This is a genomic window from Pseudomonas sp. SORGH_AS_0199, assembly GCF_031453735.1.
Taxonomy (GTDB): Bacteria; Pseudomonadota; Gammaproteobacteria; order Pseudomonadales; family Pseudomonadaceae; genus Chryseomonas; species Chryseomonas aestiva.
Genome location: NZ_JAVJAE010000001.1, coordinates 695,816 through 719,980, shown reverse-complemented (window position 1 = coordinate 719,980; position 24,165 = coordinate 695,816). Strand labels below are relative to the sequence as shown.

Annotated in this window: 24 protein-coding genes; 12 read left to right on the top strand and 12 right to left on the bottom strand. The window is 69.2% G+C overall.

From position 1 onward, the window contains the following. Window positions 1-9 precede the first annotated feature (9 nt). Genes arnA through arnB form a run of 3 tightly spaced genes read right to left on the bottom strand, consistent with a single transcriptional unit; the run spans window position 10 to window position 4,138 of the window. The gene (gene arnA / locus QE444_RS03455) at window positions 10-1,989 is read right to left on the bottom strand and encodes a bifunctional UDP-4-amino-4-deoxy-L-arabinose formyltransferase/UDP-glucuronic acid oxidase ArnA (protein WP_405046402.1); all 1,980 of its coding nucleotides are present in this window, start codon (window positions 1,987-1,989) and stop codon (window positions 10-12) included. Between the two features lie 14 nt (window positions 1,990-2,003). Then, complete coding sequence (arnC, locus tag QE444_RS03450; RefSeq protein ID WP_068384540.1) at window positions 2,004-2,993, bottom strand: undecaprenyl-phosphate 4-deoxy-4-formamido-L-arabinose transferase; 990 nt, start codon at window positions 2,991-2,993, stop codon at window positions 2,004-2,006. Then, window positions 2,990-4,138, bottom strand: coding sequence for a UDP-4-amino-4-deoxy-L-arabinose aminotransferase (gene arnB / locus QE444_RS03445; protein ID WP_187981284.1), 1,149 nt, complete (start codon window positions 4,136-4,138; stop codon window positions 2,990-2,992). The genes arnC and arnB overlap by 4 nt, the downstream gene beginning before the upstream one ends. A 300-nt stretch (window positions 4,139-4,438) precedes the next feature. Here arnB and QE444_RS03440 point away from each other — a divergent pair, with 300 nt between their 5' ends. The 6 genes from QE444_RS03440 to QE444_RS03415 all read left to right on the top strand — a co-directional run bounded on the left by QE444_RS03440 (window position 4,439) and on the right by QE444_RS03415 (window position 9,499). Continuing rightward, a complete protein-coding gene (locus QE444_RS03440) occupies window positions 4,439-4,714 on the top strand; it encodes a hypothetical protein (RefSeq protein WP_133860353.1) in 276 nt (91 codons plus the stop codon). Further along, the gene (zapA, locus tag QE444_RS03435) at window positions 4,711-4,995 is read left to right on the top strand and encodes a cell division protein ZapA (protein WP_158889594.1); all 285 of its coding nucleotides are present in this window, start codon (window positions 4,711-4,713) and stop codon (window positions 4,993-4,995) included. Before QE444_RS03440 ends, zapA begins: the two co-directional genes overlap by 4 nt. Before the next feature lie 279 nt (window positions 4,996-5,274). Beyond that, window positions 5,275-6,243 carry an IS110 family transposase gene (locus QE444_RS03430; RefSeq protein WP_309737356.1) on the top strand — a complete coding sequence of 323 codons (969 nt, stop codon included), beginning with the start codon at window positions 5,275-5,277 and terminating at the stop codon, window positions 6,241-6,243. 577 nt (window positions 6,244-6,820) lie between these two features. Beyond that, a complete protein-coding gene (locus QE444_RS03425; protein ID WP_309737355.1) occupies window positions 6,821-7,372 on the top strand; it encodes a chorismate mutase in 552 nt (183 codons plus the stop codon). 58 nt (window positions 7,373-7,430) lie between these two features. Then, window positions 7,431-8,108 carry a response regulator transcription factor gene (locus QE444_RS03420; protein ID WP_133860350.1) on the top strand — a complete coding sequence of 226 codons (678 nt, stop codon included), beginning with the start codon at window positions 7,431-7,433 and terminating at the stop codon, window positions 8,106-8,108. Then, complete coding sequence (locus QE444_RS03415) at window positions 8,105-9,499, top strand: ATP-binding protein (protein WP_309737354.1); 1,395 nt, start codon at window positions 8,105-8,107, stop codon at window positions 9,497-9,499. The genes QE444_RS03420 and QE444_RS03415 overlap by 4 nt, the downstream gene beginning before the upstream one ends. 178 nt (window positions 9,500-9,677) lie before the next feature. Here the strand turns inward: QE444_RS03415 and QE444_RS03410 are convergent, their stop codons facing one another. The 3 genes from QE444_RS03410 to QE444_RS03400 are packed head-to-tail and all read right to left on the bottom strand — an operon-like array spanning window position 9,678 to window position 13,618. Further along, window positions 9,678-10,919, bottom strand: coding sequence for a thiolase family protein (locus QE444_RS03410; protein ID WP_309737353.1), 1,242 nt, complete (start codon window positions 10,917-10,919; stop codon window positions 9,678-9,680). After that, window positions 10,912-12,144: a 3-(3-hydroxy-phenyl)propionate transporter MhpT gene (gene mhpT / locus QE444_RS03405; protein WP_309737352.1), complete on the bottom strand. Its 1,233-nt coding sequence runs from the start codon at window positions 12,142-12,144 to the stop codon at window positions 10,912-10,914. The genes QE444_RS03410 and mhpT overlap by 8 nt, the downstream gene beginning before the upstream one ends. A gap of 10 nt (window positions 12,145-12,154) precedes the next feature. After that, window positions 12,155-13,618: an alginate export family protein gene (locus QE444_RS03400; protein ID WP_309737351.1), complete on the bottom strand. Its 1,464-nt coding sequence runs from the start codon at window positions 13,616-13,618 to the stop codon at window positions 12,155-12,157. Between the two features lie 393 nt (window positions 13,619-14,011). Here QE444_RS03400 and QE444_RS03395 point away from each other — a divergent pair, with 393 nt between their 5' ends. Next, on the top strand, window positions 14,012-14,347 hold the full coding sequence (locus QE444_RS03395; protein WP_027598593.1) for an I78 family peptidase inhibitor: 336 nt from the start codon (window positions 14,012-14,014) through the stop codon (window positions 14,345-14,347). A gap of 55 nt (window positions 14,348-14,402) precedes the next feature. Here the strand turns inward: QE444_RS03395 and QE444_RS03390 are convergent, their stop codons facing one another. Next, window positions 14,403-15,050 (bottom strand): HAD hydrolase-like protein, encoded by a 648-nt coding sequence (locus tag QE444_RS03390; protein WP_273863189.1) that lies wholly within the window; start codon window positions 15,048-15,050, stop codon window positions 14,403-14,405. 97 nt (window positions 15,051-15,147) lie between these two features. Here QE444_RS03390 and QE444_RS03385 point away from each other — a divergent pair, with 97 nt between their 5' ends. Next, window positions 15,148-16,044 (top strand): alpha/beta hydrolase-fold protein, encoded by an 897-nt coding sequence (locus QE444_RS03385; protein WP_309737350.1) that lies wholly within the window; start codon window positions 15,148-15,150, stop codon window positions 16,042-16,044. Here the strand turns inward: QE444_RS03385 and QE444_RS03380 are convergent. After that, complete coding sequence (locus QE444_RS03380; RefSeq protein ID WP_133860343.1) at window positions 16,041-16,529, bottom strand: GNAT family N-acetyltransferase; 489 nt, start codon at window positions 16,527-16,529, stop codon at window positions 16,041-16,043. The genes QE444_RS03385 and QE444_RS03380 overlap by 4 nt on opposite strands. 37 nt (window positions 16,530-16,566) lie before the next feature. Then, window positions 16,567-17,157, bottom strand: a complete 591-nt coding sequence (locus tag QE444_RS03375) for a TetR family transcriptional regulator (protein ID WP_309737349.1) — start codon at window positions 17,155-17,157, stop codon at window positions 16,567-16,569. A gap of 76 nt (window positions 17,158-17,233) precedes the next feature. Here QE444_RS03375 and QE444_RS03370 point away from each other — a divergent pair, with 76 nt between their 5' ends. From QE444_RS03370 to QE444_RS03360, 3 genes are all read left to right on the top strand, one after another. After that, window positions 17,234-17,863: a glutathione S-transferase family protein gene (locus QE444_RS03370; protein ID WP_309737348.1), complete on the top strand. Its 630-nt coding sequence runs from the start codon at window positions 17,234-17,236 to the stop codon at window positions 17,861-17,863. Between the two features lie 143 nt (window positions 17,864-18,006). Then, complete coding sequence (locus QE444_RS03365; protein WP_309737347.1) at window positions 18,007-18,765, top strand: SDR family oxidoreductase; 759 nt, start codon at window positions 18,007-18,009, stop codon at window positions 18,763-18,765. Between the two features lie 39 nt (window positions 18,766-18,804). After that, the gene (locus QE444_RS03360) at window positions 18,805-19,338 is read left to right on the top strand and encodes a DUF924 family protein (protein ID WP_187980826.1); all 534 of its coding nucleotides are present in this window, start codon (window positions 18,805-18,807) and stop codon (window positions 19,336-19,338) included. A 55-nt stretch (window positions 19,339-19,393) separates the two neighbouring features. On the opposite strand, the gene QE444_RS03355 is transcribed toward QE444_RS03360, so the two are convergent. Continuing rightward, window positions 19,394-20,044 carry a nucleoside/nucleotide kinase family protein gene (locus QE444_RS03355; protein WP_273863184.1) on the bottom strand — a complete coding sequence of 217 codons (651 nt, stop codon included), beginning with the start codon at window positions 20,042-20,044 and terminating at the stop codon, window positions 19,394-19,396. Between the two features lie 272 nt (window positions 20,045-20,316). On the opposite strand from QE444_RS03355, the gene QE444_RS03350 reads away from it, so the two are divergent. Continuing rightward, window positions 20,317-21,777, top strand: coding sequence for a YdgA family protein (locus tag QE444_RS03350; RefSeq protein ID WP_309737346.1), 1,461 nt, complete (start codon window positions 20,317-20,319; stop codon window positions 21,775-21,777). Window positions 21,778-21,884: 107 nt separating this feature from the next. Here the strand turns inward: QE444_RS03350 and QE444_RS03345 are convergent, their stop codons facing one another. Both QE444_RS03345 and QE444_RS03340 read right to left on the bottom strand, forming a co-directional pair. Continuing rightward, entirely contained in the window at window positions 21,885-23,846 is a 1,962-nt protein-coding gene (locus QE444_RS03345; RefSeq protein ID WP_405046401.1) for a DUF4105 domain-containing protein, read from the bottom strand. After that, window positions 23,843-24,163: a DUF2388 domain-containing protein gene (locus tag QE444_RS03340; RefSeq protein ID WP_133860126.1), complete on the bottom strand. Its 321-nt coding sequence runs from the start codon at window positions 24,161-24,163 to the stop codon at window positions 23,843-23,845. The genes QE444_RS03345 and QE444_RS03340 overlap by 4 nt, the downstream gene beginning before the upstream one ends. Window positions 24,164-24,165 lie beyond the last annotated feature (2 nt).

The following is a 24,165-nucleotide window of genomic DNA, read 5'->3' as shown; positions in this document are numbered from 1 at the left end:
GGGTGTTCATCAGGCCTCCCGCTGCGCCATGGCTTCGCGCAGGAAGAAGTCCAGCGTCTTGCCGACGGTGGCGGCCATGGCGGTGCTCGGCTGCCAGTCGATCAGGCGGCGGGCGTTCTCCACGCTGGGCTTGCGGTGGGCCACGTCCTGGTAGCCGTCGCCATAGAAGCTCTTGCTCTCCACCTCGCGGAAGCCGGCGAAGGGCGGGAATTCACGGCGCAGCGGATGGGCCTCGAACTGGGCCAGCAGCTCTTCGGCCAGCTCGCGGATGCTCGCTTCGTTGTCCGGGTTGCCGATGTTGATGATCTGGCCGTCGCAGCGACCGCCCTGGTTCTCGATGATGCGGAACAGCGCCTCGATGCCATCGTCGACGTCGGTGAAGCAGCGCTTCTGGGCGCCGCCGTCGACCAGCTTGATCGGGGTGCCTTCCACCAGGTTGAGGATCAGCTGGGTGATGGCGCGGGAGCTGCCGATGCGCGCCGAGTCCAGACGATCCAGACGCGGACCCATCCAGTTGAACGGGCGGAACAGGGTGAATTTCAGGCCCTTGGCGCCGTAGGCCCAGATGACCCGGTCGAGCAGCTGCTTGGAGACCGAGTAGATCCAGCGCTGCTTGTTGATCGGGCCGACCACCAGGTTGGAGCGGTCTTCGTCGAAGCGCTCGTCCTGGCACATGCCGTACACCTCGGAGGTGGACGGGAAGATCACGCGCTTTCCGTACTTCACGCAGTGGCGAACGATCTTGAGGTTTTCCTCGAAGTCCAGTTCGAACACGCGCAGCGGATTGCGGGTGTATTCGATGGGGGTGGCGATGGCCACCAGCGGCAGCACCACGTCGCACTTCTTGATGTGGTATTCCAGCCACTCGGTGTGGATGGAGATGTCGCCTTCCACATAGTGGAAATTCGGATCGGCCTTGAGCCGCTCGATGGCGTCGGAGCCGATGTCCAGGCCATAGACCTCGTACTCGCCGTCGGCCAGCAGGCGTTCGGAGAGGTGGTTGCCGATGAAGCCGTTGACGCCGAGGATCAGCACCCGGGTACGGCGCTTGGCGCGGCGATCCTGGCGGTGCAGGCGGGCACCGGCCACCAGGCCGGCTTCGCGGGCCAGTTGCGGACCGGACAGATAGAGGCCGTTGTCACCCAGCTGGCCGGCCTGGATTTCCAGGACGCCTTCGCCACAGGAGATGCGCAGCGGCTCCAGGCTCAGCACGCTGCCGGGGGCCTGGTCATGGGCTTCCTGGCGCGCCTGGGCGCTCCAGACGATCAGCTTGCGATCACCGATCCAGCCGAAGGCGCCCGGATAGGGTTGGGTCACGGCGCGCACCAGGTTGCCCAGCTCCACCGCCGGACGGCTCCACTCCAGCTCGCCATCGGCGGCGCTGCGGCGGCCAAAGGTGGTGGCCTGGCTCTCGTCCTGCTCGCGCTCGGTCAGGCGGCCTTCGGCCAGGGCCGGCAGGCTGTCGCGCAGGAGCGTCTGGCTGGCTTCGCGCAGCTTGGCGTGCAGGGTCAGGGCGGTGTCGTCGGCGGCGATGGCGACGCGCTGCTGGGCGACGATGGCGCCGGCGTCGGCGCGCTGGACCATGCGGTGCAGGGTCACGCCGGTCTCGGTCTCGCCGTTGACCAGCACCCAGTTGGCCGGGGCGCGACCGCGATAGCGCGGCAGCAGCGAGCCGTGCAGGTTGTAGGCGCCGCGCTTGGCGCAGGCCAGGACGTCGTTGGACAGCAGGTTGCGGTAGTAGAAGGAGAAGATGAAATCCGGCTCCAGGGCGCGGATGCGCTCGACCCAGATCGGGTGGTTGACGTCTTCCGGGGCATGCACCGGGATACCGTGGCGGGCACAGAGCTGGGCCACCGAACCAAAGAAGCGGTTCTCGCTCGGGTCATCCGGGTGGGTGAAGACGGCGGCGATGGGATAGCCGGCCTGGATCAGCGCGGCGAGGCCGGCGCAGCCGATGTCGTGGTAGGCGAAGACGATGGCGGTTTTCATCAGGGGCTTTCCTGTTACTGGACCTGGCGCAGCGGCGCCGGCGAAGGAGAAAGGGTGGCGGCGCGGATCACTTGTTCCACGTGGAACCGGGGCCGGGCACGGACGTCGTGGTACACCCGGCCGAGGTACTCGCCGAGCAGACCGAGGCCGACGAACTGGGCGCCGGTAAAGATGAACAGCACGGCGAACAGCGAGAACACGCCATCGGCCGCCCACTCGGCGCCGTGGGTGACGCGCAGCACCAGCAGCAGCGCGGCGAAGAGGAAACCGAAGATGGCCAGGCCACCGCCGAACAGGCTGAGCATGCGCAGCGGGGTGGTGGTCATGCAGGTCAGCAGGTCGAACATCAGGTTGATCAGCTTGAGGAAGCCGTACTTGGAATCCCCGTGTTCGCGCTCGGCGTGGGCCACCTCGATCTCGGTGGTGTGGCGGGCGAAGCTGTTGGCCAGGATCGGGATGAAGGTGCTGCGCTCGTGGCAGGCCAGCATCGACTGCACCACCTGGCGGCGATAGGCGCGCAGCATGCAGCCGTAGTCGCGCATGGCGACGCCGGTGGAACGCTGCACGGCGCGATTGATCAGCCGCGACGGCAGGGTGCGCAGATAGGAGTCCTGGCGCTGCTGGCGCACGGTGCCCACTACGTCGTAGCCCTGGGCGGCGGTGTGCACCAGGCGCGGGATCTCTTCCGGCGGATTCTGCAGATCGGCGTCCAGGGTGATGATCAGATCGCCCCGGGCCTGCTCGAAGCCGGCGAGGATCGCCGAGTGCTGGCCATAGTTGCGATTGAGCAGCACCGCCACGACCGGGCTGTCCGGCTCGCTGGCGGCCTGCTGCAGGAGTTCGGCGCTGCGGTCGCGGCTGCCGTCGTCGACCAGAATGATCTCCACCTGGCAATCCAGCAGGCGGCAGGCGGCGCGGGTGCGGCGCAGCAGTTCCGGCAGGCTGGCTTCTTCGTTGTAGACGGGGATCACCACGGATACCCGGTCGATGGCGTAGGGCTTCATGCACCTTTCTCCAGCAGGTCTTCGATGGCGCCGACCACGCGGTCGACGTCGGCGAGGGTCATGTCGGGAAACAGCGGGATGGAGCACAGCCGGGCCGAATTCCATTCGCTGTTGGGCAGCGCCAGCTCCGGCCAGCGCTCGCGGTACCAGGGGTGCAGGTGGGTGGCGGTGAAATGGATGCCGGTGCCGATGCCGCGCGCCTTGAGGCCGGCCATGAAGGCTTCGCGCTCCATCCCGCACCGCTCGGGGCAGATGCGCAGGATGTAGAGGTGCCAGGCGTGGGTCTGGGCGTAGTCGGGCAGCGAAAGAGGGGCGACCGGCAGGTGCGCCAGGCGCTGGGTGTAGGCCTGGGCCAGCAGCCGGCGGCGGCTGTTGATGTCGCCCAGGCGATCCAGCTGTACCAGTGCCAGGGCGGCGTGGATGTCCGAGAGGTTGTACTTGAAGCCGGGCTCCTGCACCTGGGCCTGGGGCTTGCGGCCCAGGGCGTGACGGTCGAAGGCATCCACCGCCAGGCCGTGGAATTTCAACCGGCGCACCCGCTCGGCCAGGGTGGCGTCGTCGGTCACCAGCATGCCGCCTTCGGCGCAGGTCAGGTTCTTGATGGCGTGAAAGCTGAAGATGGCGGTGCCGCGCTGGCCGATGGACTCGCCCTGGTAGCGGGTGCCGGCGGCGTGGGCAGCGTCTTCGATCAAGGCCACGCCATGCTCGCGGGCCAGGGCGCGCAGCGGGGTCAGGTCGCAGCTGGCGCCGGCGTAGTGCACCGGCACGATGGCCTTGGTGCGCGGGGTGATGGCGGCGGCCACCTGCTCGGCGGAGACCATCAGGGTGTCGCGGTCGACGTCGACGAACACCGGGGTGGCGCCGATCAGGGTGATCATGTTGGCGGTGGAGACCCAGGTCAGCGAGGGGGTGATCACCTCGTCGCCGGGGCCGATGTCCAGCGCCAGCAGGGTCACGTGCATGGCGGCCGTGGCCGAGCACAGGGCCACGGCGTGGGCGGCGCCCACTGAATCGGCGAAGCGCTCTTCCAGCAGGTTGGCCTGGGGCCCGGTGGTGATCCAGCCCGAGGTAAGCACCTTGCTTACCGCGGCCACTTCCTCGGCGCCGATGCTGGGCCGCGAGAACGGCAGGAAAGGCTCGTCCAGCTGACGCGGGGCGGTGCTCTGGGACAGATCGGTCATGGCGGCTCATCCGAAGCGAGGGGCGCCGGGACAGGACAGCCGACGCGATGAGCCCAGGCTAAGGCGTCTTGCCTTACGGCCCCCTTAGCGCAACCTGACAACTGCCTGACAGCCGGTCAGCTCGCTCGCCACCCCCGTGAACCTCTTGGCAAAACAAGGGCTTAGACCGTGACGAAGGGGGTGCCGGTGGTCGGTGGGAGGCCTAGAATGCTGACCCCTGCCGCCTTGGCAGTCCCGAACCTGACACGAGAGACGACCGCGCCCATGCTGGACAACACCCTGAGCGAACTGGAAACCGCCATCCGCGGCCTGCTGCAGCACAACCAGCGCCTGACCGCCCGCACCCAGGAGCTGGAGCAGGCCCTGCTGGCCGCGCGCGAGGAAAACGACACCCTGCAACTGAGTCTGCTGGAGCAGGAAGAACACGGCGCCAGCACCCGCCAGCGCGTGGAAGGCCTGCTGGCCCTGCTCTCCGCCCAGTCCGTCGAGCAGGCGGTAGCCGCCGACGCCGAGCAGCGCCACGCGGCCAGCGTCGAGTGACGACCGCCAACGCGGACGACGAGGTGGAGGTGCTTGGTCGCCGCTACCGTTTCAAGGTGGCCGAAGGCGACCGCGCCGCCCTGCAACAGGCCGCCGCCCGCCTGCGCGACGAACTGGTCGCCATCCAGGGCGATCGCCGCCGCGGTGATGCCATCGAGCTGCTGGTGCTGGCCGCCCTGCGCCTGAGCCTGGACACCGCCGCCGACGCCGGCGCCCTGACCGCCCTCGACGCCCGCCTCCAGGCCCTGACCGCCGAGGTACGGGCGACGCAGGAGGCCTAGCCTCATCCACAGAGGCACGGCACCCGCGTGGAAAACGCTCCGCGGTTTTCCACCCTTGTATCTCGACGACAGCCTCCTCAGGGGGCATAGTCCCCGACTGATCATCGGGGGAGGATGGCAGGCCGTGTCCACCCTTAAGCCTTTGAGCTTGCAACGTAGATAGGCTGCCTCCTCCACACCCATCCCCGAGTCCGAACGGTATCTAGAGCCTCCAGAGCTCGTATTGCACAAGGTTGGACGGGATGACGTGATCGTGTCGCATCTGAAGGAGGAGACATCATGGCCGTAATCGGTGTTGATATCGCCAAGCGCAGCTTCGATCTGGCGGTCCTGCAATCCAATGGCAAGCACCGGACCAAGGGCAGGCTGAGCAACGATCCGTCAGGCTTCGCGGTCTTTGCCGACTGGCTGCAACAGCATGCCGAGCCAGGCGCTTGGATCGTGATGGAGGCCACGGGCACCTATCACGAAGCGCTCGCCGAGCATTTCCATGCGCTGGGCTACCGAATCGCCGTGCTCAATCCGGCACAGATCGCTCGCTATGCGCAAAGCCAGTTGCAGCGCAGCAAGACGGACAAACTCGACGCCAAGCTGATCGCCACCTATGGCCAGCGGCATGAAGACAGCCTGCGGGCCTGGCACCCGGAGCCTGTGTCCATCCGCACGCTTCGCGCGCTGACCCGGCGCCTGGAGGATCTCCAATCGCTACGGCAGATGGAGCTCAATCGGCTCGAGGTCAGCCCGGAAAAAGTCCAGGACTCGATTCGAGCGGTCGTGCAGCGGCTCGATGAGCAGATCGCCTGGACGCTCGAACAGATCAAACGGCATATCGACGATGACCCGGACCTGAGCGGCAAACGTGATCTGCTGGTGAGCATAGACGGTATCGCCGACAAGACCGCCGCCCTGATCCTGGCGGAGCTCGGCGATATCGGTCGCTTCGCTGATGCCCGCGCCGTGACCGCCTTTGCCGGTTTGAACCCACGCCTACAGGAATCAGGTCTTTACCGCGGCCATACCGGCATCTCGCGCATGGGATCGGTCCGCTTACGAAGTGCGCTATACCTACCCGCCGTCGTGGCGCTGACCTACAACCCGGCTATCAAGGCGCAAGCCGAGCGTCTGAAAACCAGAGGGAAGAAAGGTAAACAAACCGTCTGCGCCGCCATGCGCAAGCTGCTGACCATCGCCTATGGCGTGCTCAAATCGGGCAAGCCTTTCGACCCTGCTTTAGCGATTGCACACTGAGGGGCGAAGACGGTATCTACGTCGGACGCTCGCTCCGCCCCCTCTCCCCCTGGGAGAAGGTTGGAGTGAGGGAACCGCTCCGCCCGAAGCCACCGGCATAGGCTCGACTCCGCCAGAACCTACCGCCTGCGGTCCATCCCGTAGCGTGGATGACGGCGCAGCCTCATCCACGGAGGCACGGCACCCGCGTGGAAAACGCTCCGCGGTTTTCCACCCTCGCCGGACGCCCGCGCCGCCCCCTCTCTCCCTGGGAGAGGGTTGGGGTGAGGGAACCGCTCCGCCCGAAGCCACCGGCATAGGCTCGACTCCGCCAGAACCTACCGCCTGCGGTCGATCCCGTAGCGTGGATGACGGCGCAGCCTCATCCACGGAGGCACGGCACCCGCGTGGAAAACGCTCCGCGGTTTTCCACCCTACGCAGGACGCCCGATCCGCCCCCTCTCCCTCGGGGAGAGGGCTGGGGTGAGGGCCACCCCTCTCCCTCATTCCCGCGCAACCGCCCTGCCATCTCTCATCTTGACCACTCCGCGGCCCCGTGCGAGCTTCGGTGCCCTTTTCCCTGTCCTGGAGGTCCGTCATGTCGGGTGCTCGCTGGCTCTTCCTGCCGCTCTTGAGTATCGCCCTCGGCGCCCAGGCCGCGGCGGTGCCGCTGCCGGCCCTGCTGGACGCCATGGCCCAGCGCCTGACGCTGGCCGATCAGGTCGCCCGCAGCAAGCACGACAGCGGCAAGCCGGTGCTGGACGAAGTCCGCGAACGCCAGGTGCTGCAGGACGTCGCCCAGGCCGCGCCCGCTGCCAGCGTCTCCCCGGCCACCGCCCAGATTTTTTTCGCCGCCCAGATGGAAGCCAACAAGCTGGTGCAATACGGCCTGCTGCAGGCCTGGCGGCGCAACGAACAGCCGCTGCCCGCCAGCACGACGGACCTAACGGCACTCAGGACCCAGCTGAACGAACTCCAGGCCAGGCTGCTCGGCGGTCTCGCCGCCACCGGCGAAGTGCGCGCCGCCGCGGACTGCCCGGCGCAGCTGGATCGCGCCCTCGCCGCCCATCTCGCCACCGCACACCCCGATGCTCTCCACCGCCTGGCCCTGGTGCGGGCGCTGGGCGATTTCTGCACCCTGCCCCGCTGAGAGCCTGTGCATAATCGGCGGCACGGCGACCGAACCGCGTTGAATCCGAGGACTCCCCATGCACATCCTGCTCGTCGAAGATGACGCCACCCTGGCCGACGGCATCCGCCGCGTCCTGGAAGGCCATGGCATGCAGGTCGACCTCCTGCGCAACGGCGCCGAGGCCGACGCCTGGCTGCGTACCACCCGCTTCGCCGTGGTGGTGCTGGACATCGGCCTGCCCGGTGGCCTGGACGGCTTCGAGGTGGTCCGCCGCCTGCGCCAGCGTGGCAGCGATCAGCCGGTGCTGCTGCTCACCGCCCGCGACGCCATCGACGACCGGGTGCACGGCTTCGAGGTGGGCGCCGACGACTACCTGGTCAAGCCCTTCGCCGTGCCCGAGCTGGTGGCGCGGATCAAGGCGCTGGTCCGCCGCGCCGGTGGCCAGAACAGCGCCGACCTCGCCCTCGGCGCCCTGCGCCTGGACACCGCCGCCCACCAGGCGCGCCTCGGCGACACCCCGCTGGATCTCTCGGCCCGCGAGTGGGCGGTGCTCGAACACCTGCTGCGCCAGGCCGGCAAGGTGGTCTCCAAGCAGCAGATCATCGACGCCCTGGCCCCCTGGGGCAGCGAGGACCTGACCCACAACGCCGTGGAGGTCTACGTCTCGCGGCTACGGTTGAAACTGGCCGACTCCGGGGTCGGCATCCGCACCGTGCGCGGCTTCGGCTATCGCCTGGAAGAAGCCGCGCCATGACCGCCACCGCGCCCAGCCTGCGCCGGCGGCTGCTGAAATGGCTGGTGCTGCCGGTGCTGCTGGTCAATCTCGGCGGCGCCGTGGTCAGCTACCAGTTCGCCCGCAAACCGGCGTTCAGCGCCCTGGACGGCGATCTCACCGATGCGGCGATCCTGCTGCTCGAACAGCTGGAAGTGGATGGCAACGGCCGCCTGTGGCTACCGACGGAAGCCGACTACCTGCTGCGCCACAACAGCCACGACCACGTCTGGCTGGCAGTGCGCAGCCTCGACGGCCAGCTGCTGTTCGGCGATGCCGCCATGCCGGTCCAGGAGATCACCGACGAGATGCGCGACGGCCATACCACCGCCCTGCGCACCCGCATCAACGATCGCTCGGTGTTCATGGTCGGCCGCCTGGGCGTGGTGGCCGGGCAACCGGTGGTGGCCAGCGTGGCCCAGACCCTGAGTCGCCACACCGCCGCCCTGCAGCGCATGGTGCTGACCCTGGTGGCGGTGCAGATCCTGGTCGCCCTGCTGATCGCCGCCCAGCTGCTCTGGGCGGTACGCCGGGGCCTCAAGCCCCTGGAACGGCTGGAGCGTCAGCTCGACAGCCGCCACTACGATGACCTGGCGCCGCTGCGCGAAGAGGGCGCGCCGCGCGAACTGGGCACCTTCGTCACCGCGCTCAACGGTCTGCTGCTGCGCATCCGCGAGGGCGCGCGCAACCAGCGCGCCTTTCTCGACGACATGGCCCACCAGCTGCGCACCCCGCTGGCCGGCATCAGCACCCTGACCCAGTGGCTGCGCCAGCGCCATGCCGGCGATGCCGAAAGCGCCGCCGCCCTGGCGCAACTCCAGGCCGCCACCGAGCGCATGACCCGCCAGACCAACCAGTTGCTGACCCTGGCCCGCGCCGCCACCGCGCGGCTGGAAAGCCCGCCGCGCGGGCCCCTGCGGCTGGACGAACTGATCGGCGCAGCCATGCCCAGCCAGCTGTCCCAGGCCGATGGCCACGGCATCGACCTGGGCTACGAACTGGAGCCGCAGACCGTGCAGGGCAATGCCTTCCAGCTGCGCGACCTGCTCGACAACCTGGTCGACAACGCCCTCAGATACAGTCCGCGCGGCGGTCAGGTCACGGTGCGGCTGCGTGGCCAGGCCGGGGCCACGGTACTGGAGGTGGAAGACGACGGCCCGGGCATTCCCGAGGCGGAGCGCGAACGCATCTTCGAGCGCTTCTATCGCCTCGACAGCGGCATCCATGGCACCGGCCTGGGCCTGGCCATCGTCCGCGACATCGCCACCGCCCACGATGCCGGCATCGAACTGGCGACCGCGGCAGGTGGCCAGGGCCTGCGGGTGGCCATCCATTTCCCGCCCCTGGTCGTGCCGCCGGTGGAGCCTTCGTAGGTTGGGTGGAAAGCTACCCTCACCCCAACCCTCTCCCCGAGGGAGAGGGGGCTGTCAGGCGCGACGTGCGCCATCGGTAGGTTGGGCTGAGCCCCGCGAAGCCCAACACGCCGAAGCCTAGCCTCTCCCCCGAGGGAGAGGCTAGGCTTCGGCGCGATCGAAACCCTGCTGTTCCGCCCTACCCCCGCCACCCCGGATTCTCCAGCAGCACCGCCATCCCCTGCCCACCGCCGATGCACACCGCCGCTACCCCGTACCTGAGCCCCTCGGCGCGCAGCTGACGGGCCAGGGTGATGGCCAGGCGCAGGCCGGTGGCGGCCAGCGGATGCCCCAGGGCGATGGCGCCGCCGTGCACATTGAGTCGCGCCGGATCCAGCTCCAGGGCGCGCTGCACCGCCAGCAGCTGGGCGCCCTGGGCTTCGTTGATCTCCAGGCGGTCGATGGCTTCCAGCGCCAGGCCGGCGCGCTCGAGCAGGCCCTGGATGGCCGGTACCGGGCCGCTGCCCATGACGTCCGGCGGCACGCCTACCACGCAACTGCCGCGCACCCAGGCCAGTGCCCGTGCCGACGCGGCGTCCGCGCCCCGCGCCAGCAGCACGGCGGCGGCGCCGTCGGCCACCGCGCAGCTATTGCCGGCGGTCTGGACCCCGCCCGGATGCACCGGCGCGAGCCGTGCCAGGGCCTCCCGCGAGGTCTCCCGTGGATGGCTGTCATGCTCGACCACCGCGCAGCCCCGCGGCAGGCGCAACTCCCGCGGCGCCAGGCCCGCGGCCTCGAAGCGCGCCGCCGCCACCGGCACGATCTCTGCCGCGAACCAGCCCTGGCGCTGGGCTGCCAGCGCCCGCTCGAAACTGCGCAGCGCCCAGGCATCCACGGCCTCGCGGGCGATGCCGTGGCGCTGCGCCAGACGCTCGGCGGTGGCGATCATGTCCAGCCCGGCCGCCGGGTCCTTGAGCGCCTCCCAGAGAAAGTCGTGGAATTCCACCGGCGCGCCGAGGCGAAAGCCGCTGCGGTGGGTATAGGCGGCGATGGGATTGCGGGTCATGGACTCGGCCGCCACGCACAGCACCCGGCTGGCCTGGCCGCTCTGCAACTGATCGCCGGCCTGGCGCAGCAGCTCCAGGCCGGTGCCGCAGACCCGCTGCAGCTGCAGCGCCGGCACCGCCTCGGGCACCCCGGCATAGAGGCCGATATGGCGTGGCAGCAGATAGGCATCGAAGCTGGCCTGGGCCACCGAGCCGGCCAGCACGGAATCCACCGCCCCGGCCGCATGCCCGCGCGCCAGCAGCGCCCGCGCCACGGCGATGCCCAGGTCGGTGGGCGATACCTGCCCCAGAGCGCCATTCAGATCGGTCCAGGGCGTGCGCACGCCGTCCAGCAGCAGGACATCGTCGTAGAGCGCCCCCATGCCGTTATGCATGACCAGGCGCCTCGGCGCGGGCCGCCGCCGCGGGCGCCGGCGTCCGCCGTTGCAGCAGGGCCAGCACCGCGCCCGCGGCCACCAGCACCGCCGGAGTGGTGGCCACCACCAGGGTCGCCGCGCCACCGCCCAGGGCCAGGACCTGGCCCGCCAGCAGCGGTCCGGCCATGGCGCCCAGACGGCCGACCGCCACCGCCGCACCGGTTCCGGTTGCCCGCACCGCCGCCGGATAGAGCTGCGGCGCCAGGGCATAGAGCACCAATTGGCCACCCACCACGAACAGCCCGGCGGCGAAACCGGCCAGGGCCACCAGTGGATAGGCCTTGGCCAGACCCAGCCCGGCCAGCCCCAGCAGGATGCCCAGGTAGATGGCCAGCACCGTCAGCCGTGGCCGCCAGCGATCCATGAGCAGGCCGAACAGCACCGAGCCGATGCCGCCGCCCAGGTTGAAGAGGATCTGCACCCCCACCGCCTGGCCGCGGCTGAAGCCCTGGCCCACCAGCAGCGACGGCAGCCAGTTGAGCAGCATGTACATCACCGTGAGGGTGAAGAAATAGCCCAGCCACAGCAGCAGGGTGGTCGACAGCGGGATGGCGCCCAGCCAGGCCCCGCGCGAGCCGCTCGCCTGAGGTCCGCCTCGATTGCGCAGAAAGCCGGCGGTCTCCGCCAGGTAGCGTCCGAGCAGCGGCGCCACCAGCAGCGGCGCCAGGCCGCCGACATAAAACACCGTCTGCCAGCGGCCGACGTCCAGCAGCCCCACCACCGCCGCCAGGGCGCCACCCAGGGGCACGCCGCAGTACATCAGGCTGACCGCCGTGGCGCGGGCGCGCTCGTCCACCGACTCGGCGGACAGCGCGATCAGATTGGGCAGGGCGCCGCCCAGGCCGATGCCGGTGAGCAGCCGCGCCAGTAGCAGGCTCTCCAGACTCCAGACATGGGCGGTGGCCACCGAGAAGACCCCGAAGATCAGCACGCAGGCGATCAGCACCTTCTTACGGCCGATGCGATCGGCGCACCAGCCGCCGATGAAGGCGCCGGGCAGCAGGCCGAGGATGCTGGCGCTGAACACCAGGCCCATCTGCCCCGGCTGGAAGCCAAAGGCCTTGGCCATGGCCGGGGCGGCGATGCCCATGGCCTGGAGGTCCATGCCCTCCAGCAGGGCGACGATGAAGCACAGCAGCAGGGTCAGGCGGGCCCCGGGCGGAACGGTCGAGAGCAGGCGCATGGTGGACTCCTCAGAAGCGGAAGGTGGTGGCGACCATCAGGAAGCTGGTGTCGTCGCCATCGGCCTGGCGCACGGCGGCGCCGGCCTGGAAGTAGCTGTATTCCAGATCCAGGGTCAGGTTGGCGGTGGGCATCCAGCGCAGGTTGTTGCGCCAGAGGGTGCCGGCCTTGCGCGCCGAGCTGGCCGCGGTGCCCGGCACCGTGGTCATGCCCGGCAGGTAGACGCCGTCTTCGGTGCTCTGCCGCCAGACGCCGAACAGCCCGCTTTCCAGCTGCAGGGTCGGCCGCGGCGCCAGGGTCAGCAGCGGGCCGACCAGATAGAGGTTGGCCAGGGTGGTGAGACCGGAGTCGCCATAGAAGCCGTTCTTCGGATAGAGCGGATCGAAGGTGCCGACGCGGTCGTCGCCCAGCCCGTGATCGCCGCTGGCGGCGTCCACCCGCAGGGCCAGCCGCGGCTTCCAGGCGCCGCCCAGGCGATAGCCGGTTTCGCTGCTCAGGCCCCAGGCGCGGATCTGGGCGCCGGCCAGATGCCCGCCCTGCCCGGCCAGGTCCCAGCTCCAGTCCCAGGGACCGGCGTTGCCGAACAGGCGGAAGCCGGCGGTGTAGCGTTTTTCCGCGCCGGTCAGGCCGTCCAGGGTGCGCTGGTCGGTCTCCAGGCCAAAGCCGTAGACATCCAGCTTGAGCGGCCCGGCCAGCGGCAGGGTGCCGTAGAGGCCATAGAACTTGACCGCGTTGTTGGAGCCATCGTCGAAGCTGTCTTCGCCGGTCACCACGGGCCTCAGGCCGAAGGCGTCCAGCCGGTAGCCGTCCGGGCGACTCCAGGCCAGGCGCAGGCCGTCGAAGTTGAGGCGGATGTTGCGGGCGTCGCGGTAGGTGACGAAGGCCTGGTTGCCATAGCCCAGCTCCTGGCGACCGATGCGGGTCATCAGCTTGCCGCCGGCCAGCGGCGTGTTGAGGTCGATGAAGGCCTGGTGCAGCTCGGTGCGGCTCTGGTCGTAGGGCCCGTAGAGCGCCTTGTTCCAGGCGCGGGTGTTTTCCAGCTGGACGAAGGCGCGCACGGCGTCGTCGAACAGGTGCAGGTCGGCGTGCAGCTGCAGGCGCTGCTGGATGTAGTGATCGGTGGCCACCCCGCGCCGGCCAAAGACCGGATTGCGGATGCTGTCGAAGCGATAGCGCGCTTCGCCGCCGGTCTGCAGCCAGGCCGAGTCGCCGAGGCGCTGGTAGCGCAGCTCGTCGAAGGGATCGGTGCGCTTTTGCGGATCGTCGAGAAAGCGATAGTCCTCGGCCCAGCGTGGCGGTCCGGGCGGCAGGGGACGCGCGGTCTCCAGGCTGTTGAGCGGCTTGGGCCGGGCGCTTTCCAGGGTGGTGGAAGGCGCGGCGAGCAGGCCCTGGCTGGCGAGCAAGAAGGCGAGCGTGGTAAAGGCGAGGCACGAGCGGGCCCGTGCGCGGGCCGGAAGCGAGCGCGAAAAAGACATGAGATGACCGTCCTGACTGGGGAAGCGGAAGGCGCCGCCGGGGCGCGCGGATCAGGGCCTAGCGGGCGCGGATCGGGTAGCGGTCAGGAGGGAGGGTGGTTGGATAGCGAGCTGACATGGCGGGTGTCCCTTTGTTGTTGTTGTCGTCACCAGAGGGCGGTTTGGCCCTGGCTCGATGATGGTCGATGGCAGAAATGGATCAAGCCATCCGGGCTGAATCTGGCCGATTACCGAACGTTATCTTTATTAACTTTATCCCTGCAGGACGACTGGTCAGCGAGGTCTCTCAACGTCTTCTGTATCGCGCTTTGTAACAATGCCCGCCCTTGAGGGGTCCATGAGGAGGCCCGTACGGGTTAAGGTTCCTTCTCTCACGATCGAAAAGGCGAACTCATGAGCTCCAAGACTCCCCTCCTGCTGGCTGGCGCCGCGCTCTTCACCCTGCTGGCCGGTTGCGGCTCGCACGAAACCCAGAGCAGCCCGGCGGCGGCCTCCTCGGCCCCGAGCGGCGCCGTCAGCAGCAGTGGCCGTTGCAACTCCGATGCGGTCCAGGATCTGGTCGGCAAGGCCCTCTCCCCGGCCCTGGCCGAGGAAGGCCGGCAGCGCGCCGGTGCCCAGGTCGTCCGGGTGGTCCGTCCACAGGACCCCATGACCATGGACTTCAATTCCCAGCGCCTGACCATCACCACCAGCGCCAGCCTGGTGGTGCAGACCGCCACCTGCGGCTGATCCCCGTCGCGCCCCACGACCTGCCGGCCACCGTCGCGCAGGTCGGTGCGCCCAGCTAGAGGCCGAAGCCCTGGCGCAGGGCCGCCACGCTGTGGAAGTGAAAGGCCGGGCGCTGGCGCTCCAGCTCTTCCCGACTGCCGAAGCCATAGCCCAGCGCCACCGCCGCCACGCCGTTGGCCTGGGCGGCGATCAGGTCGTGCTCGCGGTCACCCAGCATCAGGCAGCTTTCCGGCGCCAGGCCTTCGGTTTCCAGCACGAAACGCAGCAGTTCGGTCTTGTCGGCGCGGGTGCCATCCAGCTCGCTGCCATGCAGCGCGGTGAAGAATTCCGCCAGGGCGAAGTGCCTGAGGATCTCCACGGCGAACACCCGCGGCTTGGCCGTCACCAGATAGAGCCGCCGTCCGGCCGCCTGCAACTCGGCCAGCAACTCGCGGATGCCCGCATAGACCTCGTTCTCATAGAGACCGGTGGCGCGAAAATATCCCCGATAGGCCTCCACCGCGCGCCAGGCCCGCGCCTCGTCGAAGCCGTAATGGGTCATGAAGCTCTGCAGCAGCGGCGGGCCAATGAAGACTTCCAGCCTGCGCAGATCGGGCTCCTCGATCCCCTCGGCGCGCAGCGCCACCTGGATCGCCCGGGTGATGCCCAGGCGCGAATCGGTGAGGGTGCCATCGAGATCGAACAGTAGATGAGGGTGATGCATGGGATGTCCTGGCAACGGGAAATCCTGACCAGTATGGCGAGCGGGGGCAGAGACCGGTAGGCTCGACCGCTCCATTGGAAATGAGTCTTGTTCGCCGATGCCGCCTTTGCTCCGTTCCGTCCCTCACAGCGCCTGGCTGGCCCTGCCGCTGCTGCTCACCCTCGCCGCTCCCGGCCAGGCCCGCCCCATCGATCAGCCCATGGACGCCCAGGTGCTGCAGCAGCCGGGCCACGGCTATGCCTTCAGCGAACTCCAGCTGGATTCCGTCGATGGCGCCCGCCACTACCAGGTATGGATCGCCCGACCCGCCACCCCGGCACCGGCCGCCGGCTATCCGGTGCTCTACCTGCTCGACGGCAACGCCGCCCTGGGCGGGCTGAACGCCGAGTTGCTCGATACCCTGGCCAGGCGGCCCCATCCGCCCGTGCTGGTCGCGGTGGGCTACACGGGCGGCAAGCGCATCGACGGCCCCGGACGGGCCTACGACTACACGCCGTCCGCGCCTACCAGCGAACGCTTTCGCGAGCTGGCCACCGGTGGCGCCGACGTCTTTCTCGCCTGGCTGCTGGAGCGCCTGGAGCCGGCGGTGGCGCGGCAGTTGCCCCTGGATCATGGCCAGCGTGCGCTCTGGGGGCATTCCCTGGGCGGGCTGTTCGTCCTCCACGCCCTGCTCACCCGCCCCGACGCCTTCGCCCAGGGCTACGCCGTGAGTCCCTCGCTGTGGTGGAGTCCCGCCGTGCTACCTCAGAGTGATGAGCAGCTCAAGGAGCGTTTCAAGGCCCATCCGGCCCGTCTGGTGCTGCTGCAGGGCGGCGCCGAACGCGAGCTGCCCGCGCACTTCCAGAGCGAGGTCCCTGCCGATGCCACCCGGCGCCTGGCCGACCGCCTCGGCCAGCTCCCCGGCATCCGGGTGCGCTACGAGGTGCTCGAAGGCCTGGGCCACGGCCCCATGCTGCCGGCCTCGCTGCGGGCCGTGTTGAGCGAGTGGCGCTAGTCCGCCAGCCAGCGATACATCACCAGGCAATCCACCAGCCCCAGGCTGGCATGGCGATAGGCCCTGGGCAGGGTGCCGACGATCTCGAAGCCGTGCTTCTGCCAGAGCCGCACCGCCACCTGGTTGCTGGCCACCACCGAGTTGAACTGCATGGCCTGGAAGCCCAGTTCACGAGCCACCTGCACGGAGTGCTCGCAGAGGGCGCCGGCCACGCCCTGGCCACGGGCGGCGGGAGCGACCATGTAGCCGCAATTGCAGACGTGATCGCCCGGGCCCATGGCATTGGCCTTGAGGTAGTAGCTGCCGAGAATCTGGCCATCGCGCTCGGCGACGAAGGTTGCCCGCGGCAGCTCCACCCAGAGGCGCCAGGCGTCGTCGCGGCTCATGTCCGGGTCGTAGGCATAGGTCTCCCGGGCCTGGGCGACCTGCTGGATCAGCGGCCAGACCTGGTCGAAATCGGCGGCGGCGAGGGGGCGAATCTGCATGGGTGACTCCGGCGGACGAAGGAGTCGCCAGTGTCGCCTAGCCGGCCGCCGCTGCCAAATCATCGCCCTCTTCCAGCAGGCCCCGGGCGCCCTGGCGACAGGCTGCCAGCAGTTCCTCGGACAGGCCCTCGTCATCCAGCGCCCGCGCCAGGGCCACACCACCGATCAGGGTGGTGGCCAGCTGCAGCGCCCGGGCGCGCCGCTGCGCCGGCGGTCCTGGCAAATCCCGCTCCAGCCGGCTGACGAAGCGCGCGAAGAAGCGGGTATAGCTACCACGGATGGCGGCCTCCCGATGGGTGACGTCGGCCGCGAGAAAGGCCAGCGGACAGCGCAGCGCTTCGCCCTCGGCGTGCTCGCGACTCAGGTAATGCTCGACCAGTTGCCCGAGGCCTTCGCTACCGAGACCGTCGAGCCGGGCGCTGCCGACCTGGGCAGCATAGGCGATGGCCTGGTCATAGACCTCGGTCTTGGTGCGGAAGTGGTGATAGAAGGCGCCGCGGGTGAGACCGGCATCGGCCATCAGGTCATCGAGTCCGACCGCATCGAAGCCGCGGAGGGCGAACAGGCGGGCGGCGCTGTCGAGGATGCGCTGGCGGGTCTGCTCGCGCTGATCAAGGGGCCAGGCCATGGCTACTCCAGATTATGTTCTTGAACATAAGGTCTCCTTTGCCAGCATGCAGCCTTCTTTGCAAGGAGCCTGCAGCATGACGCCCTATCTCTTCGGTCCCGCCTTCAGCACCCTGGTGCGCAGCGTGCGCCTCCATGCCCTGGAACAGGGCCTGGCGCTCCCCTGTGGCCTCGCCCCTGACGGCCAGGCCATCGCCTGGCACAGCGAGGCCCACCTGGCGCTGCACCCCTTCGGCCAGGTACCGGTGCTGCTCGACGGCGAGCTGCGCCTCTTCGAGACCCTCGCCATCTGCCGCCATCTCGATCGTCGGCTCTCGCCGGAGCGCGGCGGCAATCCGGAGCAGGACGCCTGGAGCAGCGCCCTGCTCACCACCGTGGATACCCGCCTGGTCCGCCGCTATCTGCTGCGCGTCGCCGGGCCACGACCCACCCCCTTCCGGACGCTGGAAGAGCAGCAGCGCGCCCTGGCCGACGTCGACGCAACCCTGGCCGTGCTCGATCGCCAGCTGGGCGACCAGAGCTTTCTCTGCGGCGCCGACTTCAGCCTGCCCGACGCCCTGCTGGCGCCCATGCTCGACTACCTGGAGCCCCTGCCGGACCTCCACTGGCAGACGACTTGGCCCCGCCTCGCCGCCTACCTCGACCGCCTGCGCGCGCGACCCTCCGGCCAGGCGATCCTGGTGGCGACCGACTTCAGGCTGCGCTGAGTCCACGCGCCCAGGGTGACTACCCACCTCTCCCAATCCACCGCAACCATCCCCTCTCCCCCCGGGAGAGGGCTAGGGTGAGGGCCGCCCACCCCCCCCTACCTGCTAGCCTTGGAAGCCCCTCCCCCGCCCAAGGACCGCCCATGACCACCGCCCACCCCATCGCCCTCGTCACCGGTGCCTCCCAGGGCATCGGCCGCGCTGTCGCCCTCGGTCTGCTGCAGGACGGCTTCCGCGTGGTCCTTGCCGCCCGCCGCGCCGAACCCCTGGAGGCGCTCGCCGAAGAAGCCCGGCAACAGGGCGGCGAAGCCCTGGCGGTACCCTGCGACGTCACCGATGCCGCCAGCGTCGAGGCGCTGTTCGCCCGCATCCGCGACACCTACGGCCGCCTGGACCTGCTGTTCAACAATGCCGGCGTCGGTGCCCCGGCGGTGCCCATCGACGAGCTGGATCTGGACGCCTGGCACCGGGCGGTCAACACCAACCTCACCGGCGTCTTTCTCTGCAGCCGCGCGGCCTTCGCCCTGATGCGCGCGCAGACACCCCGTGGCGGACGCATCATCAACAACGGCTCCATCTCGGCGCACACGCCCAGGCCCTTCAGCGCGCCCTACACCGCCACCAAGCACGCCGTGGCCGGGCTGACCAAGGCCCTGGCCCTCGACGGCCGCGCCTTCGATATCGCCTGCGGCCAGATCGATATCGGCAACGCCGCCACCGAGATGACCGAGCGCATGGCCAACGGTGTGCTCCAGGCCGATGGCAGCACCGCGGTGGAGCCGCGCATGGACGTCAGGCACGTCGCCAATGCTGTCCGCTACATGGCCAGCCTGCCGCTGGACGCCAACGTCCAGACCCTCACGGTGATGGCGACCAAGATGCCCTATGTGGGCCGGGGCTGAGGGGTTCCACGTGGAACCCGATCAGACAGGGAGCAAGCAATGAATCCAGCCGAAGTCGTCTCCTTCTGGCGCGCCGCCGGCCGGCGCCAGTGGTTCAATGGCGGCCCTGCCTTCGACGCCGAGTGCCGCGCGCGTTTCGAGGCCTTGCACTTCGCTGCCAGCCGCCGTGAGTGCGATGACTGGATCGAAGGTGCCGAAGGCGCCCTGGCCCTGTGCCTGCTGCTCGACCAGATCCCGCGCAACATCTTCCGCCACAGCGGCCACGCCTTCGCCACCGACGGCCTGGCCCTGCAGCAGGCGCGACAGGCGCTCGATGCCGGTCTGGATCAGCAGGTCGAAGCCGAGTTGCGCGCCTTTTTCTATCTGCCGTTCGAGCACTCCGAAGTCCTGGCCGATCAGCAGCGCTCGCTCGCCTTGTTCGCGGACCTGGGCATCGAGCACTACCGGCGCTATGCCGAGGCCCACCTGGAGGTGATCGCCCGCTTCGGTCGCTTCCCGCACCGCAACCGGGCGCTGGGGCGGCTCAATACGCCGGAGGAGCAGGCCTGGCTGGATGCCGGCGGGGGTTTCTGACCCGCCCTTCAGGGCGCCCCGGGCGACACGCAGGCGGAGCCGGGTCCCCGGTGCCCTAGCCCCGCCACTCCACCACCAGATCCGCCCGCGCCCGATCGCCGTCGATCAGTCGCGCATTGGGCTCGTCGGTGCTTTCCACCCAGGCCTCGGCGTCCGCGCGGCTGCGGCCGAAATGCATGTGGCGGGCGACCAGCCGCTCGCGACGCTCCGCGGGATCGACGCGCACATACCAGCACTCGTCGAACACCTCGGCGACATCGCTCCAGGGCGCCTGCGTCAGCAGCAGGTAGTTGCCCTCGCTGATCACCAGCTGGGTCTCGGCGTGGACCGGAATGGCATTGGCAATGGGCTCTTCGATCTCGCGATTGAACAGCGGCGCATAGACGGTTTCCCCGGCCACCGGCGTCTTCAGGCGCTGCAACAGGGCGCGATAGCCGCGCGCATCGAAGGTGTCCGGCGCGCCCTTGCGTTGCGCGCGATCCAGACGCGCCAGCTCGCGATTGGCCAGGTGATAGCCGTCCATGGGCACCACCACGGCACGCTCGCCGAGCGCCGCCGCCAGCAACTCGGCCACGGTCGACTTGCCCGCGCCCGGAGTGCCCGCGATGCCCAGCAGGCGACGTCCACCCTGGGCCAGCAGCGCCTCGGCGCGGGCCAGGAGTTCGGCGGGAAGTTGCAGGCCATCGACCGGACGCTGACTGCTCATGCCGGCACCCCCGGCAGTGAACGGATGGAAACGGCAGGCAGGCACGGGAAAGCGGTCATGGCGGAGGTTCCGGCAGTGGGGATCGCGGCACGCTAGCACCCACCGCCGCGGTCGTCGACTCGGCGCCGACGTCGTCGGAAAGCCATCACAGTCTGCGGCCCGGCGAGCCGATCCCGGCCTCTCCCCCTCGGCATCTACCCGGAGCTCTCGTACACTCCGCTTCCAATCGGCCGCGCGCCGCCGTGTGCCTCATACAAAGGGATTTGGTCGCCATGAAGAAACCGCTACTTACCACCCTCGCCGGCGTGACCCTGGTGGTCGTCGGTACCGCCGTGGGCGGCGCCTGGTACACCGGTACCCGGCTGGAAGGCGAATTGCGCCAGGCCGCGAGCCAGGCCCAGGTGGCCCTGCAGGCGCAACTGCCCGAGTACCCCTTGCAGCTGCAACTGGTCGAGCTGCAGCGCGGTGTCTTCAGCAGCACCGCCACCTTCAGCCTGACTGTGCAGGGCGAGGACCGCCCGCCCGTGGAAGTGCTGCGGGTGCTCGACGACATCCAGCACGGCCCCTTCCCCCTGACCCGCCTCAAATCCCTGCAGCTGGCGCCGGTCATGGCGGTCAACCGCTTCACCCTGGCGCGCACGCCGCTCACCGCCGATCTCTTCACCCTGGCCAAGGGCGCCGAACCCGTGCGGCTCGACGCCACCCTGGGCTACGACCGCACGGTGGACGGCGGTCTGACCCTGGCCGCCCTGCACCTGGACCAGCCCCAGGGCGCGGTGGCCTTCTCCGGCCTGACTGCCACCTTCGCTACCGACATGGAGGCCAGCCGACTGCGCCTGGACAGCACGGTCGGCCAATTCAGCCTCAATGTGCGCACGCCGGAGGGCTGGGCCAAGCTGGAGACCGAAGGCTTCGCCTTGACCGGCGACAATCGCCGCAATGCCGATGGCTTCTGGCTCGGCCCGGGTCAGCTGCGCCTCGGCCGCCTGCTGCTGGCCATGCCCGGCAAGCCCGCGGTCGAGTTGCGGGATCTGCAGCTTCAGGGCGACACCCAACAACAGGGCCAGCAGCTGACGGGCACGCTCAACGCCAGCCTCGGCCAGCTCGATATCGCCGGCCAGCCCCTGGGCAAGGCGACCCTGCGCAGTCACTACAGCAATCTTGACAGCCCGGCCCTGGCTCAGCTCAATGCGCTGTTGCAGCACCTGCAGCTGGATACCGAGCAAGGTCTCGATCCCACCACCCAGGCGACCCTGCAGCAGCATCTCGGCGATGTGCTCGCCGCGCGTCCCCAGTTGGTGGTGGACGAGCTGCGTCTCGACACCCCCGGCGGCAGCAACCGCCTGCGTCTGGACCTGACCCTGGCCAAGCCGGCGACCTACGATCTGCCACCGGAGCAACTCGCGGCCCAACTGCTGGCCGGTCTCGAGGCGCGCCTGTCGGTGGCGCGGGGCAGCCTGGTGGATGGCGTCCTGTTCCAGGCGGGCGCCCAGCGCAGCCAGCCAGCCATGCAGCAGCAGGCCCAGGCCACCGCCGAAGCCCTGGCCGGCATCGGCCTGAACAGCGGCCTGCTCAAGGCCGAAGGCGAGGATCTGGTGGCCACCCTGAACTACAGCGCCGGGCGGCTGCTGCTCAACGGCCAGGAGGTCCCGCCGGAACAGCTGCTGGCCCTGCTGGAACGCCCGCAACCCGCGGCACCCGCCAAACCCCAGGGCAAGGCGCCGAAGCGCTAGCGGCTGCCGGGGCTGTTGGGCTTCGATGATGGCGCCGTCTCAACCCAACCTACGCAGGTCCGTAGGTCGGGTTGAGCGCAGCGAAGCCCAACAACGTCCCGACCGCCCTACTTCAACTCCAACCCGCCGCTAGCCTTGTTCAGCTCGCGCAGGTGCTTGCCGAGCAGATCCAGGTTGGCTTCGGTCAGGTCCAGGCCATCGCGGGCCTCTGGCGAAAGCAGCTGGCGGACCTCGTTGTTGAGGGTGTCCCTGAGGCTGCGCAGGTGCGCCTGGCGCTTCTGACTCTCGGCGGTCAGCTGCTCCCACTCCCCCGGTTGCGGCAGACCGTAGCCGTCGGTGCCGAGCAACTCGGCCGGACGACTCAGGTAGCCGCTGTCCTTGAGGATCTGCTCCAGGGCGCCGCCGGCCTTGCCAAAGCGTGCCTTGTCCACCGCGTCCTCACCCAGGTAGCGATCCTTGAGCTCGGTCTGCGCCTGCAGCAGCGCCCGGCGATAGGCTGCCTGCTCCAGCAGCAGCAGGGCGGCACTGGCGCGCAGGTCGGCGCGCTGGAATTGCTCGCGACGCTGCTGCGGGGTCAGCGCCAGCCAGGCCTCGACGTCCGCCTGGGGCAGCTTGAGGCGCTCCCGGGCCACCTTGAACATCGCCTGGAAACGCTCGCGGAAGCTGTCGAAGCGATAGCCCAGGCGCAAGGCCTCGCGCGGATCGTCGAGTACCGAGGTGTCCACCAGGTCCTTGAACCTCAGGGCGTCCATCAGACCCGTCGGGGTGATGACATCGAGCTGGGCAGCGGCCAGGCGCGCCACCCCGTCGTGCAGCAGCTTGAAGGTCTCCACCGCGCAGTTGTTGGTGACGAAGTAGTACTGGCCGTCATAGCTCCAGTGCACCTGGGCGGTCCGTTCGAGGAAGTCGGCGATCTCCGGACGGGTCAGCTTGAGCGGCACGGATTGCAGGCCGCGCAGCTCCACCTTGGTGTACTCGTCCACCACCTGGGCCAGCGGCAGCACGAACAGCCGCGACGGGTAGGAACCGGTCAGGCCGCGCCAGCTGGAGAGCTGGACGTCGTTGACGAAGGCGCGGAACGACAGCACCAGATGGTATTGCAGATCCAGTCGGCAATCCGGGCCGCGCGGCCGACCAGGGGCGCAGACCACCAGGCGCAGCATGCTGTGGCCCCAGCGGCTCATGACCTGCTCGTTGCCCTCGGCCAGCAGGTAGTCGACCGCATAGACCCGCTCCGGATCGAGCCAGCCCAGGGGCGCCTCGCCGAAGTCGTTGCCGGCGTTGAGATAGGGATAGCGCCCCGGACAGGCATCGTGCGCCGGCGACCAGCCGAAGTGCTCGGCGAAGTAGCGCTGCAGCGCCGGCCGCCGGCAGGCGTAGCTCGGGTCGAGCAGGAAGTACTCCATGTTCACCGCCACGAATTCCTTCGGGTTGGTGACTTCATAGAGATCGGGACTGCGCGCGATGAAGAGATTCTTCGACTCGCGATTGCCGTGCTTGCGCGTCTTCACCTGCCAACCGGCCAGGTCCAGCAGCCGCGGATCATCGGACAGCGTATAGCTGCGCCCGGCCTGGCCCTGGCATTTCAGCGGCAGCTGGTCGGAGGTCAGCCCCAGGCCGCCACAGGAAAGGATCAGCTGGCGCTGCTCGGGCGTCCAGACGCGCTCGCGGTCATAGAAGTGGGTCAGCTCGTGCAGCACCGTGGCCAGCAGTTCGCGGTGCTGGGTGCCGTGGGGGCGACCGGTCTGGATGCGGGTATCGCTGCCGTCCACCAGACTGGGCAGCAGGCGACGATTGAGCAGCAGGTTGCGCCGATCCGCCTCGCCATAGGCTTCTTCCAGTAGCTCGCTGCTCCAGCGCACCGGAATGCGCTCGTCCAGCGCCGCCTTGAATTTGGGTGGCAGCAACACCTGGGCCTCATCCAGCAACTGCTGGGTGGCCTGGATCTGCGCGGGCGTCAGGCCCTGGGTATCGAGTTCGAGGTGCAGGGCGGCCTGGGCCCCGCCGAGGGCCAGGCCGGCCGCGAGGCCGACCAGCCACTGCCGCAGCCGGCCGGCGCGGTTGTTCACAGCGCCAGGATGGCCTGGGCCAGCTGCAGGTCGTTGGCCTGACGCGCGGCCGGGAACTGGTCGCGCAGGCTGCGGAAGGCTTCTTCCAGCTGGACGCCACGGATGTCACCGTCGCTGGCGACAAAGCTGGCGGCATCACCACGCGCGGCCTGGATCATCTTGGCGTCGCGGATGGAGGTGGTGGTGTCGGAGGTGAAGTCGATGCTGCGCTGCAGCGCCCGCACCACGATGTTACTGGTGGCCACCAGGGTCTGGGCCTGAGCCAGGCTCGAAACGCCCAGGGTCAGGGCAGCGGCGATAAGCAGGGAACGGCGCATGG